At 43.0% G+C, this 18,669-nt stretch carries 20 protein-coding genes and 2 tRNA genes (1 of these 22 cut by a window edge); 8 read left to right on the top strand and 14 right to left on the bottom strand.

Features of this window, described 5'->3' with window-relative positions:
• Positions 1-2: 2 nt before the first annotated feature.
• The 5 genes from AC0J2F_RS03065 to AC0J2F_RS03045 form a co-directional block, all read right to left on the bottom strand.
• Positions 3-845 carry a phytoene/squalene synthase family protein gene (locus tag AC0J2F_RS03065; RefSeq protein ID WP_473008662.1) on the bottom strand — a complete coding sequence of 281 codons (843 nt, stop codon included), beginning with the start codon at positions 843-845 and terminating at the stop codon, positions 3-5.
• 14 nt (positions 846-859) lie between these two features.
• Positions 860-2,320 (bottom strand): phytoene desaturase family protein, encoded by a 1,461-nt coding sequence (locus AC0J2F_RS03060; protein WP_473008660.1) that lies wholly within the window; start codon positions 2,318-2,320, stop codon positions 860-862.
• Between the two features lie 53 nt (positions 2,321-2,373).
• On the bottom strand, positions 2,374-3,288 hold the full coding sequence (locus AC0J2F_RS03055; protein ID WP_473008659.1) for a MerR family transcriptional regulator: 915 nt from the start codon (positions 3,286-3,288) through the stop codon (positions 2,374-2,376).
• A gap of 659 nt (positions 3,289-3,947) precedes the next feature.
• Positions 3,948-4,031 (bottom strand) — tRNA-Leu (locus AC0J2F_RS03050).
• Between the two features lie 35 nt (positions 4,032-4,066).
• Positions 4,067-4,142, bottom strand: a tRNA-Lys gene (locus AC0J2F_RS03045).
• 127 nt (positions 4,143-4,269) lie between these two features.
• Between AC0J2F_RS03045 and AC0J2F_RS03040 the strand changes: the two genes are divergently transcribed.
• Positions 4,270-4,788, top strand: a complete 519-nt coding sequence (locus tag AC0J2F_RS03040) for a shikimate kinase (RefSeq protein ID WP_473008657.1) — start codon at positions 4,270-4,272, stop codon at positions 4,786-4,788.
• Here AC0J2F_RS03040 and AC0J2F_RS03035 read toward each other — a convergent pair.
• Both AC0J2F_RS03035 and AC0J2F_RS03030 read right to left on the bottom strand, forming a co-directional pair.
• The gene (locus tag AC0J2F_RS03035; RefSeq protein WP_473008655.1) at positions 4,780-5,271 is read right to left on the bottom strand and encodes a phosphoribosyltransferase family protein; all 492 of its coding nucleotides are present in this window, start codon (positions 5,269-5,271) and stop codon (positions 4,780-4,782) included. The genes AC0J2F_RS03040 and AC0J2F_RS03035 overlap by 9 nt on opposite strands.
• Positions 5,272-5,310: 39 nt before the next feature.
• On the bottom strand, positions 5,311-5,682 hold the full coding sequence (locus tag AC0J2F_RS03030) for an RNA-binding S4 domain-containing protein (RefSeq protein ID WP_473008654.1): 372 nt from the start codon (positions 5,680-5,682) through the stop codon (positions 5,311-5,313).
• Positions 5,683-5,813: 131 nt separating this feature from the next.
• On the opposite strand from AC0J2F_RS03030, the gene AC0J2F_RS03025 reads away from it, so the two are divergent.
• Positions 5,814-6,719, top strand: coding sequence for an FKBP-type peptidyl-prolyl cis-trans isomerase (locus AC0J2F_RS03025; protein ID WP_473008652.1), 906 nt, complete (start codon positions 5,814-5,816; stop codon positions 6,717-6,719).
• Between the two features lie 80 nt (positions 6,720-6,799).
• Here AC0J2F_RS03025 and AC0J2F_RS03020 read toward each other — a convergent pair whose 3' ends face one another.
• Positions 6,800-7,753, bottom strand: coding sequence for a transketolase family protein (locus AC0J2F_RS03020; protein ID WP_473008650.1), 954 nt, complete (start codon positions 7,751-7,753; stop codon positions 6,800-6,802).
• 10 nt (positions 7,754-7,763) lie between these two features.
• The gene (locus AC0J2F_RS03015; protein WP_473008649.1) at positions 7,764-8,609 is read right to left on the bottom strand and encodes a transketolase; all 846 of its coding nucleotides are present in this window, start codon (positions 8,607-8,609) and stop codon (positions 7,764-7,766) included.
• A gap of 168 nt (positions 8,610-8,777) precedes the next feature.
• On the opposite strand from AC0J2F_RS03015, the gene tgt reads away from it, so the two are divergent.
• The 6 genes from tgt to AC0J2F_RS02985 all read left to right on the top strand — a co-directional run bounded on the left by tgt (position 8,778) and on the right by AC0J2F_RS02985 (position 15,925).
• On the top strand, positions 8,778-9,908 hold the full coding sequence (gene tgt, locus AC0J2F_RS03010; RefSeq protein WP_473008647.1) for a tRNA guanosine(34) transglycosylase Tgt: 1,131 nt from the start codon (positions 8,778-8,780) through the stop codon (positions 9,906-9,908).
• Positions 9,909-9,911: 3 nt separating this feature from the next.
• On the top strand, positions 9,912-10,991 hold the full coding sequence (locus AC0J2F_RS03005) for an LptF/LptG family permease (protein WP_087524869.1): 1,080 nt from the start codon (positions 9,912-9,914) through the stop codon (positions 10,989-10,991).
• The gene (locus AC0J2F_RS03000) at positions 10,978-11,880 is read left to right on the top strand and encodes a DMT family transporter (RefSeq protein ID WP_473008645.1); all 903 of its coding nucleotides are present in this window, start codon (positions 10,978-10,980) and stop codon (positions 11,878-11,880) included. The genes AC0J2F_RS03005 and AC0J2F_RS03000 overlap by 14 nt, the downstream gene beginning before the upstream one ends.
• Positions 11,881-11,937: 57 nt before the next feature.
• Positions 11,938-12,891, top strand: a complete 954-nt coding sequence (locus tag AC0J2F_RS02995) for an acetyl-CoA carboxylase carboxyltransferase subunit alpha (RefSeq protein WP_087524871.1) — start codon at positions 11,938-11,940, stop codon at positions 12,889-12,891.
• A gap of 167 nt (positions 12,892-13,058) precedes the next feature.
• A complete protein-coding gene (dnaB, locus tag AC0J2F_RS02990) occupies positions 13,059-14,597 on the top strand; it encodes a replicative DNA helicase (RefSeq protein ID WP_473008644.1) in 1,539 nt (512 codons plus the stop codon).
• A gap of 71 nt (positions 14,598-14,668) precedes the next feature.
• On the top strand, positions 14,669-15,925 hold the full coding sequence (locus tag AC0J2F_RS02985; protein ID WP_473008643.1) for an asparagine synthetase B: 1,257 nt from the start codon (positions 14,669-14,671) through the stop codon (positions 15,923-15,925).
• Here AC0J2F_RS02985 and AC0J2F_RS02980 read toward each other — a convergent pair whose 3' ends face one another.
• The 5 genes from AC0J2F_RS02980 to thrS all read right to left on the bottom strand — a co-directional run.
• Positions 15,926-16,222 carry a peptidyl-tRNA hydrolase gene (locus AC0J2F_RS02980; RefSeq protein ID WP_473008641.1) on the bottom strand — a complete coding sequence of 99 codons (297 nt, stop codon included), beginning with the start codon at positions 16,220-16,222 and terminating at the stop codon, positions 15,926-15,928. It abuts the gene before it with no gap.
• Positions 16,223-16,715: 493 nt separating this feature from the next.
• Positions 16,716-17,060, bottom strand: coding sequence for a 50S ribosomal protein L20 (rplT, locus tag AC0J2F_RS02975; RefSeq protein ID WP_087524875.1), 345 nt, complete (start codon positions 17,058-17,060; stop codon positions 16,716-16,718).
• 96 nt (positions 17,061-17,156) lie between these two features.
• Entirely contained in the window at positions 17,157-17,354 is a 198-nt protein-coding gene (rpmI, locus tag AC0J2F_RS02970) for a 50S ribosomal protein L35 (protein ID WP_087524876.1), read from the bottom strand.
• A 34-nt stretch (positions 17,355-17,388) separates the two neighbouring features.
• Positions 17,389-17,901 carry a translation initiation factor IF-3 gene (infC, locus tag AC0J2F_RS02965; RefSeq protein ID WP_473009358.1) on the bottom strand — a complete coding sequence of 171 codons (513 nt, stop codon included), beginning with the start codon at positions 17,899-17,901 and terminating at the stop codon, positions 17,389-17,391.
• Between the two features lie 76 nt (positions 17,902-17,977).
• Positions 17,978-18,669 carry the 3' end of a threonine--tRNA ligase gene (gene thrS / locus AC0J2F_RS02960; protein WP_473008639.1) on the bottom strand. The gene runs 1,255 nt beyond the window's last position, so the window shows 692 of its 1,947 coding nt (coding positions 1,256-1,947); its start codon lies beyond the right edge, outside the window; the stop codon is at positions 17,978-17,980.

Raw genomic sequence — 18,669 nt, 5'->3', positions numbered from 1 at the left:
TTCTATCGAACTAATTTTAATTGATATTTTACATAACTACGGGTTAGTAACCCGAACTTCTCGTAATTTGGAACGCGAATACGTCTGTTCTTGATCTCCATTGCCGGAGTTCTGTAGAGCTTTTTAAGCAGACGTCTGTAATAGCGGTAGGCCATAAAGACACCGAACTTCGCTTCCGCTGGCAAAAGTAATATTCCTTGATATCCTTTTGCAAAATCTTCTTCTATTTCTGCAATGATACGCTTCTTAGAATTTTCGTCTAGGGCGTTCAAATTGGTATTTGGAAAATAGGTTCTGCTCAAACCTTCGAAATCCGCTTTGAGATCTCGTAAAAAGTTCACCTTTTGGAAAGCGGAGCCCAAATGCATGGCAGATTCCTTCAAAGCTTCAAAACGCTCTAAATCACCCTTAACAAAAACCATGAGGCACATTAGCCCCACCACATCTGCAGAACCGTAGATGTATTCCTTGTATTCTGCGTCGGTTAGATATTCGGTCTTGCTAAGATCCATACGCATACTTTTCATAAAAGCGTCGATAGACGATTTTTGAATATTGTATTTATGTACCGTATGTTGAAAGGCATTCAATATCGGATTCAAGTGGATCTTATCCGTAAGGGCATCTTCCAAACTCTGTTCAAAACGGGCAAAGAGTACCGCTTTGTCATAATCGTGAAAGGAATCCACGATCTCATCCGCAAAGCGCACAAAACCGTAAATGTTGTAAATGTCTTGGCGAATACTCGGCGCAAGCATCTTGGTAGCCAAAGAGAACGAGGTACTATACGCATTGGTCACCTTCTGGCTACACAGGTTAGAAACGATGTCAAATGTTGCTTTCATGCTGCAATAGTGTGCTAAATGTCATTTTCAATTAAACCGGCTACTAACTTTCCAGAGATCAGCGAGGGAGGAACCCCAGGCCCCGGAACCGTGAGCTGACCGGTAAAATACAGGTCTTTTACTTTCTTACTTCGCAGCTTAGGTCTTAAAAAGGCCGTTTGCAGCAGGGTATTTGCCATCCCATACGCATTTCCTTTGTAAGAATTGTAGTCCTTTATAAAGTCGTTTACACAGTAGGACTCTTTAAAGATAACGTATTTTTTAACTTCTTGCTGCGTTAATCGCTCTAGTCTAGAGAGAATTATGTCAAAATATTTTTCGCGCATTTCTGGGGTGTCATCCAATCCAGGAGCAAGAGGAATCAAAAAGATTCCAGCTTCTTTTCCTGCTGGAGCTGCGTTATCATCTGTTTTGGACGGAAAGCTCGCATAAAAAAGCGGTTCTTCTGGCCAAGCTGGCTTGTCGTATATATCGTGGGCGTGCGCCTCAAAGTCTACATCGAAGAAAAGGGTGTGGTGCTCTACATTTTCTATGGGCTTTTCAAAGCCGACATAAAAGAGCAGGGCAGAAGGCGCAAAGGTCTTTTTCTTCCAATAGTTTTCTGAATATTGTCTGTGCTGCGGAGGCAATAGAGTTTCAGAGTGATGATAGTCTGCACCGCTTAGAACGATATCGGCCTCGAAAGAATTCCCATTAGCCACCAGGCCTGTAGCGCGACCATTACTCACTAGGATTTCCTCCACATTTTGGGAGGTATGAATTGCTACCCCTAAGGATTCGGCCAAGGTTTTCATACCTTCAATTACCGAATACATCCCGTTTTTAGGATGGAAAGTCCCGATCCCAAAATCCGCATAATTCATAAAACTATAGAATGCAGGGGTGTTACTTGGCTTAGCCCCTAAAAACAATACAGGGAATTCCAAAATAGAGATCAATCGTGGATTCTTGAATTCGGAGCGTACATCTTTACTTATAGTACTAAAGAATTGTCCGATCTTTTTAATGGTCACCGGCGTTACCAATTCCAAAGGGGATACGCCTGGTCGGTATACCAAGTCTTTTATAGCGATGTCGTAGTTGGATTTGGCTTTGGCCATGAACTTCTGGAGCTTTGCGGCTGCTCCCGGTTCTTCCTGTTCAAAGGTCTTACAGATCTTTTCTAAGGTATCCTCTATGGTAATGAAGTCCATTTCTCCAAAACAGACACTGTATGCCGGATTCAGTTTAATAAGCTCGTAAAAGTCTTCTGGTTTTTTGTCGAAGTCCGCAAAGAAACGCTCAAAAACGTCTGGCATCCAATACCAAGTAGGACCTATATCAAAAGTAAAACCGTCTCGCTTGAGTTGGCGAGCTCTACCGCCAACAGTTTCATTTTTTTCAAAAATGCTCACCTTATGACCGGCTTTTGCCAGATAAGATGCCGCGGCCATGGAGGCGAAGCCGCTACCTACGATTGCAATGCTTTTCTTCATTTGTTTAACAAATTAAATCAAATTCTAAACAAAAAGAAAGCGCTAAATCGTATTTAAGATTTTTTTAATGAATTTAGTTTTTCGAGCAAGCCCTCTATAGTACCTATCACTGTTACATGCTCAGGCACCTTACTGGCCTCAACCTCACGGGTTTTAGCTCCCATTAACCACAGATCACTCGTTTGTTCTTTACAAATGATCTTGTCGTATTCCTTAAGGTATTCGTAAAGGGAAACTTTGTCTGGCTTCACAGTAAAGAAGGAGACAAACACCACATTGTCGTGGTGCTTTAACACATTGCGCAAACTTGGCAGCGGAATATTGCTTCCTAGGTAAATAGTCTGATAACCGGATTGTAAGATCTCGTAATGCGCATATAGTAGTCCAATTTCATGAATTTCCTCATACGGCAAATACAGTGAAAAGAGAATATCATCCCTTTCTGGAGCTTGCACACTTTGTAGATTCGATATATTGACAATGATCTTCTGTTTGATCAGTTCTGAAATAAAACGTTCATGCGCCGGGTCTATCGTTCCGGTTTGCCATAAAGTCCCTATCTCTTGCAAGAGCGGAATAAAGACATCCATAAAAATCTCTCTAAAACTCGTGCGTTCACTGAGCTCGTTAAAAGTAGTGGCAAACAGCGTGTAGTCAAAATCGAACATGGCCGTTTTAAAGGCCTTCATCGCGTAGTCCTCTTGCTTTTGAGTTGCGCGTTCCTCAATGATCTGCTGGATCTCTTCTTCGCTCAGTTTGGCGATCTTAGAGATCTTAATGCCTTCATTATATAAAAAAGTCACGTTGAGTAACTTTTTTAAATTCTCTAGGTCGTACTTTCTAATATTGGTGTCGGTACGATTAGGCTCCAGTAAACCATAGCGTTTTTCCCAAATACGAATGGTATGCGCTTTTACGCCGCTGAGGTTCTCCAGATCCTTTATGTTAAATTGGGTTTTAACGAGCATATTAAACGGGGCTTCACGTTTGAAATCACAATATTGTGATTAACAAAAATAAGGTTTTGTTTAATAATAATGAAAAAATAGTAAACAATTAACATTCTGTTGTTGTTAATTGACCAGAAAACTTCGTTTGTGTTTGATTTTTGGGCGCCTCCCTCGCGTTGCTTGGGCCGGGCTATCGCTACTCGCCTCCTAAAGTGTGCTTCGCTTTACTTTAGGAGAGCTCAGACATGCCGCTCTATCCCTGGCGCAGGGGAGGCGGTGAGACTAACTCGGCTTCGCCTCGTTGGGGTCAGCACGCTAGCTTAGTCATAATCGAAACGCAAATCGCTGTGCGATTTAAATCTGCTCCATAAAAAAACGCTCAAGCTAGCTTGGTTGTGAGACTGCCTCACTGCGTTCGGCGGACTCAAAATGCTAGCATAGTCAAAATCGAAACGCAAATCGCTGTGCGATTTAAATCTGCTCCATAAAAAAAACGCTCAAGCTAGCTTGGTTGTGAGACTGCCTCACTGCGTTCGGCGGACTTAAAACGCTAGCATAGTCAAAATCGAAACGCAAATGGCTGCGCAATTGAATCTCGCCCACAAAAAAACCGCATCAAAGCAAGCTTTATGCGGTTTTCTTTCGGCGATCTTTGTCACCGTTTTTCGATTCATTTGTACCCGGAATGAGACTCGAACTCACACGCCCTAATGGACACATGGCCCTCAACCATGCCTGTCTACCAATTCCAGCATCCGGGTAAAAAAAAGTTAAGCTGTTGGGCTTAACTTTTTAGTGGTGACCTGACTGGGGCTCGAACCCAGGACCCTCTCCTTAAAAGGGAGATGCTCTACCAACTGAGCTATCAGGTCTTTGTTGAATGCGGGTGCAAATATAAAACCATTCTATTTATTTATCAAAGCTATTTTGATTTAAATTTGAGAATTCAGAAAATGGAATTCGGTTCTTTAATGCGACCGCAATCTAAATGCAAATACAATGATCGTACTGTTAGGATATATGGGCAGTGGTAAGTCGCTGATCGGTAAAAAATTAGCCGAAGTCCTGCAGTGGCCTTATGTAGATTTAGATGCGATAATCGAACAAGCAACAGGGCAAACAATTCCAGAGATCTTCAATAATAAAGGAGAGATAAAATTCAGAATTATTGAATCCGAAGTGCTCCAAAAAGAACTAAAGCAACCCAAGAACCAAGTTTTAGCTCTCGGTGGAGGTACACCCTGTTACGCCGGCAATATGGACAAATTGCTAAAGGCACCAGAGGTGACTACTATTTATCTCAAAACAGCTCTGGATGTTCTGGTTTCGCGTCTATGGCCAGAGAGAGCCCAGCGCCCGCTCATCGCTCATTTGAATAGCCAAGAAGATCTAAAGGATTTTGTACGCAAACATTTGTTCGACAGGTCTCCTTATTATATGCAAGCGCAGTATCGTCTAGATTCCTCTGAGAAGACTCCGCAGCAAATAGTAGCCGAAATAGTGGCCTTATTATTCTAAGTGAACAACATCTTGCTTGTCTCCAAAGACCACTGCGACATTTTCGTTCAGGGAAGTAGAAAGAGAAATTCCTTTAAAATCTGCTTTTACAGGATACTTCTTGTGATTTCTGTTTACTAGTACCGCAGTCTTAAAACGAGACAAAGGAACGTTTAGAAAGTGCCGAACCCCATAGATCAGGGTTGTGCCCGAATTCAGAACATCATCTATAAGTACAACGGCCTTATCTGTATACGCTTCGGCGGGCATACTTGTGGTAATCGGTGCTCGAGGGTTGGATTTGTCGATAACTACTTTACAGAGTGAAAAATGCATGGGGGCGATGTCTTGAAGCATTTCAGCCAAACGCTGTGCCAAGGTGAAACCGCCGCCGTCTATTCCGGCGAGCACGATCTCTTTTTCGTTGGCATTCGCCTCATAGATCTGATAGGCAATGCGTCGGATTTTGTGTTGAACCTGCTCGTGATTGAGGATAATATCCATAAACTCTAATGTTCTAAAACAAAGATACCAAAACTTTGGTCACTCCTGTTCGTCTGTGAAGTCTTCCAGATCCCGTCTGTCCTTTTTTGTTGGCCGGCCCGTTCCGCGCTTTCTATAATAATCTTTGGAGTATTTTAGAAGTTCCAAGGTCTCCACAGCTTCCTTAGGTGTGGTGTCCACTCTGTAAATGTCTACCAACTTGGCACCAACACGGCTGGCGGGCGTATCCAAGACTCGCAAGCTATAATCGATTTGATTCTTCCGAACTTTAAGCTCATCGCCTGGATAGACTTCTCGAGAAGGCTTCACCACATCGTTATTCACGCGAATAGCACCTTTTTTGCATGCTATGGTCGCCTGATTTCTAGTCTTGAAGTAACGTGTGGCCCAAAGATATTTATCAACCCTCATACAATCGGTCTAAAATGAACGTTAATGTTTACAGCAAAAGTATAAAAAATGGTATCTTGCGCCCGTCTTTTTAAGACATAAAATGGTGTAAATACGGCAGTTTAAGACTGTTCATTTCAAAAATAATCTCATTGAAAAAGAAGATATTCAACACACTTTTAGCAACGCTTGTATTAGCGGCTATGTTCTCTTGTAGAAACGACGACAACGGCTTTGAAACTATTCCTCCAAGAGACCGCGGGGAAGAGGCTGTGAATGCAGAGGCCGAATTGATTGAGTTTTTACAAACACACTTTTACAATTACGAAGAGTTTCAAACACCTCCAGTAGGATTCGATTTCGAAGTAGTTATCGACACTATCGCAGGAGAGAATGCAGATAAAACTCCGCTTATCGATCAGGTGGAAACCAAAGTGGTGACCGATAGAGAAGAAGAAGACGTTACCTATAATCTTTACATTCTCAAGGCCCTTGCAGGCGAGGGAAATCAGCCGACCTTTGTAGACTCAACACTGGTTACCTACAGAGGTACCCTTTTAGACGGTACACAGTTCGACGGATCTCCAAATCCTGTCTGGTTTGATCTTACCGGAGTGATAGACGGATTCCAAGAAGGACTTATCGAGTTCAAAGGGGCAACGTCGCAAACCGTGAACCCTGACGGCACAGTAAGCTTTGAAGGCTTCGGGTCTGGAGCGCTCTTTATTCCATCTGGAATCGCTTACTTTAATCAACCCCCGAGTACGCAGATTCCGCTTTATTCACAGCTGATCTTTACCTTTAATGTATTAGAAGCTGTTGTAGCCGATCACGACCAGGACGGGATAATCTCTTTAAACGAAGACCTGAACAACAACGGTAACGAATTAGACGACGATACCGACAGCGACGGAGTACCTGACTTTGCAGACTTTGATGATGATAATGACGGCATTCCAACTCGTGATGAGATCGAAATAGACGATGAAGGTAATGTTACTTTAACAGATTCAAACGGCGACGGTATTCCAGATTACAGAGATCCAGATACAAACTAGCTCAGCCAGTTTAAAGCATAAAAAAAATCCCGCTCTTGGCGGGATTTTTTAGTTCTGATGGTTATTTAGTTTAATGGAACTTATTTGCGTCCCATTACTTTTTTAGCTTTGGCTGCGATTGCGGCCGCATTTAAACCGTATTTATCCATAAGTTGTGCCGGTGTCCCTGACTCCCCAAAGGTGTCATTCGTTGCGACAAACTCTTGCGGAGTCGGATGGTGCAAGGCCAGCTCTCTAGCTACCGATTCACCCAAACCACCGAGGTAGTTGTGTTCTTCTGCAGTAACAATACAACCGGTCTTTTTTACACTTTTTACTATCGCCTCAGCATCTAGCGGTTTAATGGTGTGAATATTGATCACCTCTGCGCTAATACTTTCTTCATTAAGTGCTTTGGCTGCTTCTAAAGCTTCCCAAACCAAATGGCCTGTAGCTACAATGGTTACATCACTTCCTTCTTGAAGCTTCACTGCTTTACCGATCTCAAAGTTTTGATCTTCTGCAGTAAAATTAGGCACTTTAGGACGCCCAAATCGCAGATATACCGGTCCGTGGTGCTTGGCAATAGCTATGGTTGCAGCCTTGGTCTGATTGAAATCACAGGTATTGATCACAGTCATACCTGGTAGCATTTTCATAAGGCCAATGTCTTCTAAGATCTGGTGAGTTGCCCCATCTTCTCCCAAGGTCAAACCGGCGTGAGAAGCGCAGATTTTTACATTCTTATGCGAATAGGCAATACTCTGTCTGATCTGATCGTAAACACGACCCGTGGAGAAGTTTGCAAAAGTACCTGTAAAAGGGATCTTTCCTCCTATGGTCATTCCAGCAGCGAGGCCCATCATATTGGCTTCTGCAATCCCAACCTGAAAGAATCTTTCCGGGTGATTTGCTTTAAATTCGTCCATTTTAAGCGATCCGGTAAGGTCGGCACACAGCGCAACCACATCCGGATTCGATTGTCCCAAAGCCGTTAGGCCTGCTCCAAAACCAGAGCGCGTATCTTTTTTTCCTGTATCTGTATAGATCTTCATTGCTAGTGGTTTAGTAGTCTCCTATGGTTTCTGGATTTTGCGCAAGGCCAATAGCCAATTGCTCGTCGTTTGGTGCTTTTCCGTGCCATGCATGGGTATGCATCATAAAGTCAACCCCGTTACCCATAACCGTTTTAAGTAGCAAACAAACCGGTTTACCTTGTCCTGTTAGATTTTTGGCATGAGTCAAACCATTTATTACGGCTTGTAAGTTGTTTCCATCGGTTACTTCGTGAACTGTCCAACCAAAGGCTTCGAATTTACCACGGACGTTACCTAAGTCTAGTACGTCGTCTGTAGAACCATCGATCTGTTGACCGTTTAAGTCCACAGTAACAACCAGGTTGTCAACTTTGTTGGCAGCGCAGTACATGATCGCCTCCCAATTCTGACCTTCTTGTAACTCGCCATCGCCACAAAGTGCGTAGACCAGATGTGGGTCATTATTGAGTTTCTTGGTCTCTGCTGCACCGGCGGCTACAGAGATTCCCTGGCCTAAAGAACCCGAAGCTACACGAACACCTGGAAGACCTTCGTGAGTGGTTGGGTGGCCTTGTAGGCGAGAATCGATCAGTCTAAAGGTGTTCAACTCTTCTACCGGAAAGTATCCACTACGTGCTAAAACACTGTAAAATACTGGCGAAATGTGTCCGTTAGATAAAAAGAAAATATCTTCGTCTTTTCCGTCCATATGGAAACCGTCTTTACGGTCCATGATGACTTGAAACAAGGCAACAAAAAATTCGGCACAACCCAAGGAACCTCCCGGGTGACCCGAATTAACTTTGTGTACTTGCCTTAAAATGTCGCGTCTGACCTGCGTTACCAAGTCTTCTAAAGCTGCGATATCTGGCATAAAAAATGGTTTGAATTTAGGTGTAAAATTAAGGTATTCAACCCCTCGAGCAAAGAGCTGTCAAGTCGAGTTATCAACGATTCCCAAGGATTAGTTAACATTGCAGCGCAATCGGGGGTAAAAACAGCATAAGATGCTATCTTTGCCGCTGAGGAATCTACCAGAGATATGCAATTCAGCTTAGCAGCAAACGACCCACTTAGTAAGGCCCGTGCGGGCACTCTAACCACAGATCACGGAACCATAGAGACACCGATATTTATGCCGGTTGGTACAGCTGGAACCGTGAAAGGTGTACATCAGCGGGAGCTTAAAGAAGATATCGATCCGGATATCATTTTAGGGAACACTTACCATTTGTATTTACGCCCTAAAACGGACATTCTACAAAAGGCAGGAGGTTTGCATAAATTCATGAATTGGGACCGCAATATCTTAACCGATAGCGGTGGATATCAGGTGTACTCACTTTCTGGAAACCGAAAGATCAAAGAAGAAGGGGTTAAGTTTCAATCGCATATCGATGGATCTTATCATATGTTCACTCCAGAACGTGTAATGCAGATCCAGAGAGTAATAGGGGCTGATATTATCATGGCTTTTGACGAATGCACGCCCTATCCATGCGACTATAATTACGCCAAACGTTCCATGCACATGACCCATCGCTGGTTGGATCGCTGCATAGCCGAACTCGATAAATTGCCGTACACCTATGACTATTCTCAGGCCTTCTTTCCGATAGTCCAGGGTAGTACCTACAAGGATTTACGGAAACAATCCGCAGAATATATAGCCAACGTAGATGCTGTTGGTAATGCTATAGGTGGGCTTTCGGTAGGTGAACCTGCCGAGGAGATGTACGCCATGACCGAAGTGGTCACAGAAGTCTTGCCCTGGGATAAGCCCCGCTATTTGATGGGTGTTGGAACTCCGATAAATATTCTGGAGAATATCGCCTTGGGTGTGGATATGTTTGACTGTGTGATGCCTACAAGAAACGCGCGAAATGGTATGTTGTTCACCTCAGAAGGGACCATCAACATCAAAAATAAAAAGTGGGAAGACGACTTTTCTGTGATAGACCCTATGGGACACACCTATGTAGATACGCAATACACTAAGGCATACCTAAAACACCTTTTCAGTGTTAACGAACTTTTAGGGAAACAAATAGCCACGATTCATAATTTAGGCTTTTATTTGTGGTTAGTCCGCGAAGCCAGACGACAGATCATTGCCGGAACCTTTAAGTCTTGGAAAGACAAAATGGTACGCCAAATGGACAAACGCTTGTAGCAGATGCTCTCAATTTTAGATCGTTACATACTTAAAAAGTACTTGGGCACCTTTCTGATGCTGCTCTTGCTTTTTATCCCTATTGGGATAACGGTTAACCTAGCCGAAAAGATCGATAAGATCTTGGCAAACGAGGTCCCGTTCTCTGAAGTAGCGCTTTACTACCTTCATTTTACGATCTACTTTGCGAATCTGCTGTTCCCTTTATTCTTATTCTTATCGGTGATCTGGTTCACTTCTAAAATGGCTAACAAGACAGAAGTGATCGCATTCTTGAGTAGTGGAGTCTCTTTTTACCGCTTTTTAAGACCTTATATGATAGGGGCGACAATAGTGTGCATTGGTGCTTTGTTTCTGGGGATGTATCTCGCCCCAATGGCAAGTAAAGGCTTTAATGAGTTTACCTATCAATACCTGAAACGCGGCAAGAAAGATCGCGATCAGACCAACGTTTACCGACAGATCAATGAAACTGACTATATATATGTCAGTTACTTCAACCCCAAAAATCAGATGGGACGTAACTTTACCCTAGAGCATGTGGTGGACAACAAATTGGTCTATAAGCTCAGTGCGAATAGGATCAAATACAATCTAGAAGATAGTACCTATACCTTAAGTAATTACACGAAAAGGATAGTAGGGGAACGCGAGGATAAGCTCATAATTAAGAACAAGCTCGACACCGTCTTTTCTTTTGACCTTGAAGACCTAACTCCTTTAGAATATATTGCCGAAACTTTGAACTACAACGAGCTCAATCGCTTTATCGATAAGGAAAAGGCTAGGGGGTCGTCCTATATTAGTCGCTATGAGATTGTTAGGAACAAACGTTGGAGTTTGCCTATCTCTGCCTATATCTTGACCATTATTGCCGTGGCTGTCTCTTCTATAAAAAGACGTGGTGGGATGGGAGTAAACCTTGCGTTTGGTATTGGATTGGGAATGGTCTTTGTCTTTTTTGACAAGATCTTTGGGACTTTGGCGGAGCAGAGCGATTTCTCTCCTTTGGTGGCAACGTGGTTCCCTAATATCGTTTTCGCCATCTTGGCTGTTTATCTGCTGTACAATGCTAAGCGCTAAGCAGGGACAATACCTGCATTTACATCTTATTGTTTTTATATGGGGTTTCACGGCTGTGCTTGGAGCCTTGATCTCTTTAGATGCCATCCCTTTGGTTGCCTATCGGATGAGTTTTGCTGCCATCTTCCTTTTCCTGTTTGCCATTCTGACTAAAAAAAGACTGCGCTTCTCTTGGAAGGTCCAGTTAAAGTTTGCCATTGCCGGGCTACTCATTGCCTTGCATTGGTTGGCTTTCTTTGGGGCAGTCAAGGTCTCTAATGTATCAGTAACGCTAGCGGTAATGTCTACCGGAGCCTTTTTTGCAGCTTTTTTGGAACCTATTTTTTTAAAGCGTAAACTCATTATCTATGAGGTGGTGTTTGGGCTTTTGGCTATGTGTGGTCTCGCATTGATCTTCAAGGTAGAGTCTCAATATACCTTAGGAATACTATTGGCCTTAGGCTCCTCTTTTCTAGGGGCGTGTTTTACCATATACAATGCACAATTGGTAAAGCAGTATCAGGCCGGGTCTATAGGTCTCTTTGAAATGGCTTATGGGGCACTGTTTGTTTTGGGCTATTTGACGCTTAGCGGGGCAATTTCTGCGGATTTTTTCGTGCTGAGCAGTCGCGATTGGATATATGTCTTGGTGTTGGCGTCTGTCTGTACCGCATATGCTTTTGTGGCTTCTGTTCACGTAATGCGCTGGCTTAGTGCCTACACCGTAATGCTCACAGTTAACCTCGAACCGGTTTACGGAATACTTTTAGGCCTATGGATTCTTGGCGATGCAGAACATATGCAAGTGGAGTTCTATCTAGGTGCGGCACTTATTTTGCTGACTGTCATTGCCAACGGTATCCTCAAATTGTCCAAGGCTAGAAAAAGGAGATCTGAAACTACGGGATAAACCCAAAGTTCTTATATTTGTGAGCTAACCACCCACATAAAAACTGAAGTAAAAATCATGGAATATCTTGATTTTGAATTACCGATAAAAGAGCTGCAGGAGCAGTATGAGAAAGCCTGTAAAATAGGTGAGGAGAGCGATGTTGATGTGACCAACACCTGCAAGCAGATCGAGAAAAAACTCAAGGAGACCAAAAAGGATATTTATAAGAATCTGACCCCTTGGCAACGCGTCCAATTGTCCAGACATCCTAATCGCCCATATACGCTAGATTATATCAAAGCTATTTGTGGCGATTCTTTTTTGGAATTGCACGGAGACAGAAATGTCAAAGACGACAAGGCGATGATTGGCGGTCTGGGAAAGATCGGAGATCAGTCGTATATGTTCATCGGGCAACAAAAAGGCTATAATACCAAAACGCGTCAATACCGAAATTTTGGTATGGCGAATCCTGAAGGCTATCGCAAGGCCTTGCGCCTTATGAAAATGGCAGAAAAATTTGGAGTGCCTGTAGTCACTTTAATCGATACCCCAGGTGCGTATCCCGGTTTAGAAGCTGAAGAGCGTGGACAGGGAGAGGCAATTGCTCGCAATATCTTAGAGATGACACGTCTTAAAGTGCCGATCATTGTGGTCATTATTGGCGAAGGAGCTAGTGGCGGTGCGTTAGGTATAGGCGTGGGAGATACTGTGCTAATGTTGGAAAACACTTGGTATTCTGTGATCTCACCAGAAAGCTGTTCTTCTATTCTTTGGCGTAGCTGGGAATATAAAGAACAGGCAGCCGAGGCTTTAAAGCTCACGGCAACTGACATGAAGAAGCTCAAACTTATCGATACTATCGTTAAAGAACCCCTTGGTGGAGCACACAGCGATCGCGAAGGGATCTTTACAACAGTAGCTAAGGAGATTGAAAAATCTTTTGACGAGCTCAAGAACTTATCCCCAACCGAATTGGTTGAAAAACGCATGGATAAGTATTCCGAAATGGGAGTCTTTAAAGGGTAAGTCTCGTAAAATAAGGACTTAACGAAAGCACTCATTTATAAGCTTTTACTTTTCTAGGGTTATTAACAATAATCAGCAGTTCTTAACAGTTAAAATGTTAATAGCTGGTGGACATCGGTCGCTATAAAAACTAGTGCCGCTGGTAACAATTTATTTACATTCGCTGTATGGAAAATTTGCAACCTCGCACAAGCTACGGACAACGGAAAACTCAGGTTATTTCACTTGAAAAAGGGAAATTACCACCACAAGCCGTTGATTTAGAGGAGGTTGTGATTGGCGCCATGATGATCGATAAAAAAGGAGTTGATGAGGTGATTGATATTCTGCATCCCGACGCCTTTTACAAGGAAGCGCATCAGCATATTTTTGAGGCGATCCACAAATTATTTGAAAACAGCCAGCCCGTAGACTTATTAACCGTTTCGGCTCAGCTCAAGAAGGACGGGCAACTCGAATTGGTAGGAGGGGAATTTTACTTGATACAATTGACACAAAAGGTGTCTTCTTCTGCGCACATTGAGTTCCATGCCCGTATCATACTGCAGAAGTTTATTCAACGCAGTTTGATAAAGATCTCCAACGAGATCATTGAAGAGTCTTACGACGAAGCCACGGATGTATTTGACCTCTTGGACAACGCAGAATCCAAGCTTTATGAGATCACTCAAGGAAATATAAAGCGCTCTTCTGAAACAGCACAGAATTTGGTTATTCAGGCTAAAAAACGCATTGAAGAGATCGCGAACAAGGAAGGACTTTCGGGTATCCCTTCTGGGTTTACTCAATTGGACAAGCTTACCTCAGGTTGGCAGCCCTCGGATTTAATTATTGTTGCAGCACGTCCTGGTATGGGTAAAACGGCTTTGACCTTATCTATGGCTAGAAACATGGCGGTAGAGCACCAGATCCCTGTAGCCTTCTTTTCTCTGGAGATGTCTTCGGTACAGCTGATCACCCGTTTGATCTCTTCAGAAACTGGTTTGAGCTCAGAGAAGCTGCGTACCGGAAATTTAGAGCAACACGAATGGGAGCAACTAAATGTTAAGGTAAAAGACTTGGAAAGAGCACCGCTTTTCATTGACGATACGCCTTCGCTCTCTATTTTCGATCTGCGAGCAAAAGCCAGGCGTCTTAAGTCGCAGCACGACATTCAAATGGTCGTGATCGATTACCTACAGCTTATGACCGCTGGGGGAAGTCAAAAAGGAGGGAACCGTGAACAAGAGATTTCTACCATCTCGCGTAACCTAAAGGCCTTGGCCAAGGAATTGAATGTACCTGTAATTGCACTGTCGCAGTTATCTCGTGCCGTAGAGACCCGTGGAGGAAGTAAAAGACCATTGCTTTCGGACCTTCGTGAATCCGGAGCGATTGAGCAAGATGCAGATATTGTATCCTTTATCTATCGTCCTGAATATTATAAAATCGACGAATGGGATGACGAAGAACGCAGCCCAACTGCAGGGCAAGCTGAGTTTATCGTGGCAAAACACCGTAATGGTGGCTTAGATGAAATCCGCTTGAAATTTATCGGACATTTAGGTCGATTTGAGAATTTGGAGACCTTTGATTCTCCTTTCGAATTCCATTCTCGCATGAATGCTGCAGCCAATGACGATACCTTTAAGCCAGACAGTTTCCCATCCGCAGAAGATGCCTTTGACGGTCCAGTAAGCCCTCCGGATGATGATATTCCATTCTAGGATTCGCCTCTAGCTGCTAAATCTATATTAAAGGACAAGCTTGGAACGCTTTTTGTCGTTATCTTAGCCTTATGCGTTTATGGATTTTTATCTTCTTATTCTTTGGAGTTTTTTCTGCACAGGCCTCTTATATTCTGATCCCTATGGATGCAGATGGGCAGACCGAACACCTTAAGGCCTATGGTATAACCTATTGGACCTTAGAGAAGAACCTAAAGGTAAAATGGCTGTTGAATTATCGCGGCGGATCTTTTTTACTCCCAGATTCTGAGACCATTCGTAAAGAATGTCAGATTAGAGGAGTTCAATTCGAAGTCATTTCCGATTCCAAAACCGAAGAAATTCTAAACCTAATTGCCAGCCCATCTCAGAATATGGAGGCGGTTGTTTTAGAAAAGGCACCACGTATTGCTGTCTATTCTCCAAAGGGGAATCAACCTTGGGACGACGCCGTGACCATGGTTTTGACCTATGCTGAGATCCCTTATACTGTGATTTACGATGAAGAGGTTCTGAGCGATCAACTGATCCTATATGACTGGTTGCACCTGCATCATGAAGATTTTACCGGACAATACGGGAAATTCTACCGTAGTTTTAGATCTGCCCCTTGGTATATCGAAGAAAAACGACTCGCAGAGGAACGCGCGGCTAAGCTTGGTTATAATAAGGTGTCTGAATCAAAAAGAGATGTGGCACTCAAGATCCGTGAATATGTAGTAGGTGGTGGATTCATGTTTGCTATGTGCAGCGCTACAGATAGTTTTGATATTGCCTTGGCCGCCGCTGGTGTAGATATTTGCGAGGCCATGTTCGACGGAGACCCTTCAGAAGGTGGATACCAAAGCAAGTTGGATTACTCAAGAAGTTTCGCCTTTACGGACTTTATCTTGGAACGCAGCCCAAATGTTTATGAATTCTCAGATATCGATATGACCCGTAAGCGAGCCATACCCAAAGAGACCGACTATTTTTCCTTAATGGATTACTCTGCCAAATGGGATCCTATTCCAACTATGTTAGTGCAAAACCACACCGCATTGGTGAAGGGATTTATGGGGCAGACCACCTCTTACGATCGAAATTTGATCAAAGCCAATGTGCTGATTATGGGAGAGAATAAAACCAATGGGGAGGCTCGATATATTCACGGTATCAAAGGCAAGGGGTTCTTTACTTTTTACGGCGGACACGATCCGGAAGATTATACTCATAGAGTAGGAGATGCTCCAACAGAGCTGGCTCTCCACCCAACTTCTCCTGGCTACAGGCTTATTCTTAACAATGTTTTGTTTCCGGCGGCCAAGAAAAAGCGCCAAAAGACCTGATCAATTGTAGAGTCGAAAGTACTTGAAGTACTTGGGGTATTCTTGCCGTGGCTTAAAGGCTATAACGGTTTCCTCATAACCGATAGAAGACTCTGTCATCACTACGTGATTGGCTTCTGTCTTCGCTTTTTCGAACTCCTTTTCGTTGACCAAACAAACTGTTTTGTAAAACGGGCCTGCCAACCACTCTTTTACAGTATCGTCATCAGAATACTTCAGATAGCAAGCCAAGCTGGCGTGTGCAATACCAACGACAGCTTTTCCCTGAGGAATACTGTCTTTTACAAGAATGTACATTTTTAGATTGGACACGATTATATTCTTAAGAGCACCTTATCGATTGGGTCAAAGCTAGTAAGAAATTGCTTAAATACACGAATTGATAAATCTGTATTTGGACCGTTTAGGGAAGTGTTTAATAATCTCTTAACTTAAAACTGGGGTGGGAGTGGAACGCCCTGGTTTATCTTAAATCTAAAACTCCAATGCTACCAACAAGCCGAGGTAGTATCTTATTCCTTCTATTAAAATAAGTAACCACTTTGGAAGGTATCCATATTACACTGCTATCCTGGCAGTAGAATCACGATTACTCAATCCAATTGATGAATCTGTATTAGTACATCTTCATTCTTATCACAAAACAATATAACTTAAAATTGGGGCGGGCATGGAATGCCCCGACAATTTCATTAGAGCGCTTTGGAAATCGAGTAAAAACAAAAAGCCCCACTCCAACGGAGCAGGGCTTTTTAGCGAAATAATATGTTATTAATTAGGCCTAAAGCCCTTACTTGATCTTATCGACAATCGCTTTAAAAGCTTCTGGGTGGTTCATAGCCAAATCGGCAAGAACTTTTCTGTTCAAGTCGATATTGTTGGCTTTCAACTGTCCCATAAACTTAGAATACGACATACCGTGCTCACGGGCACCTGCATTAATACGGGTGATCCATAGAGCTCTAAACGTTCTTTTCTTAGCACGACGGTCTCTGTAGCTATATTGCATAGCTTTTTCAACCGCGTTTTTCGCTACTGTCCAAACGTTTTTACGACGGCCAAAGTAACCTTTGGCGTGCTTCATCACCTTTTTTCTTCGGGCTCTTGAAGCAACTGCATTTACTGATCTTGGCATAATTTACTTGTTTTTTGTAGCAGGCGATTCATTTAAGAATACTTTTTATTTGTGCCTGACTCCAGGGTTATTACTCGTTTAAACCGGTGAAAGTTATTACTTCATTCGAAGCATTTGTTTCACATTGTCCTCGTCCGCTTTGTGTACGACAGTGTCGTGCGTTAAGGCTAGCTTGCGTTTCTTAGACTTTTTAGTCAAGATGTGACTCTTAAACGCGTGCTTTCTTTTGATTTTACCAGTTCCAGTCAGCTTAAAACGCTTCTTGGCACTGGATTTTGTTTTTTGTTTAGGCATTGTTCCTAAGGTTTATAATTATCTCGCTTTCTCTTTATTTCTTTTTAGGCGCGATGAACATGATCATACGCTTCCCTTCTAGCTTAGGCATTTGTTCTACCTTGCCGTATTCTTCTAATTCTTGAGCCAAACGCAATAATAAAATCTGCCCTTGGTCTTTGTAGATGATCGAACGACCTTTAAAGAATACATACGCTTTCAACTTAGCACCATCTTGCAAGAATTTAACGGCATGCTTCTTTTTAAACTCGTAATCGTGATCGTCTGTGTTTGGGCCAAAGCGGATCTCTTTGATAGTTACTTTGGTCGCTTTGGCCTTTAGGGCCTTTTCTCTTTTCTTTTGTTCGTAAACGAACTTCTTGTAATCGATGGCCTTACATACTGGCGGATTCGCATTGGGCGAAATCTCTACCAGGTCCAGTTCCAGATCTGCTGCGATCTGCTTGGCTTTGGCAAGTGGGTAAACACCAACTTCTACATTATCTCCAACAAGGCGCACCTCGGGAGCTTTGATCTTGTCATTAATTCTGTGCTGATCTTCTTTTATGATCCTTGCCGGACCTCTTCTTCCTCTTTTTCTTCGTATTGCTATGACTTAAAAATATTAGTCCCTTATCGGGCTGTTAAACATTAAATTCTTTTATGGTACTTTTAATATCGTTCTCAATAATAGCGATAAATTCTTCAACTTTCATTGTTCCAATATCGCCTTCACTGTGTTTCCTGACAGCTATTGTGCCATCTTTCTCTTCTTGTTCCCCAACAATGATCATGTAAGGAATCTTGTTCATTTCGGCTTCTCGGATCTTTCTTCCGATCGTCTCACTTCGGTTATCGACGAGCGCGCGAATTTCGCTATTTTCTAACAAATTTAAAACTTTTTGAGCGTAATTCTCGTATTTCTCACTCAAAGAGAGGATGCTAACCTGTTCAGGCATAAGCCATAATGGGAAGTTCCCGCCAGTGTGCTCCAAAAGTATTGCTACAAAGCGTTCCATAGAACCAAAAGGCGCGCGGTGTATCATTACTGGACGGTGTAGCTCATTGTCTGCGCCCTTATAGTTCAGGTCAAATCGGATTGGTAGCTGATAATCTACCTGAATAGTACCCAACTGCCAGCTGCGTCCCAGAGCATCTTTTACCATAAAGTCGAGCTTAGGGCCGTAAAAAGCTGCCTCACCTTCTTCCACCACATAATCCAAACCTTTTTGTTCCGCTGCGTTAATGATGGCTTGTTCTGCAGCATCCCAAACCTTGGTTTCGCCAATGTATTTCTCTGGTTTCTGCGGATCGCGAACAGAAACTTGTGTCTTAA

Source organism: Gilvibacter sp. CC01, from assembly GCF_055755295.1.
This window is presented reverse-complemented; position numbering and strand designations above follow the sequence as displayed.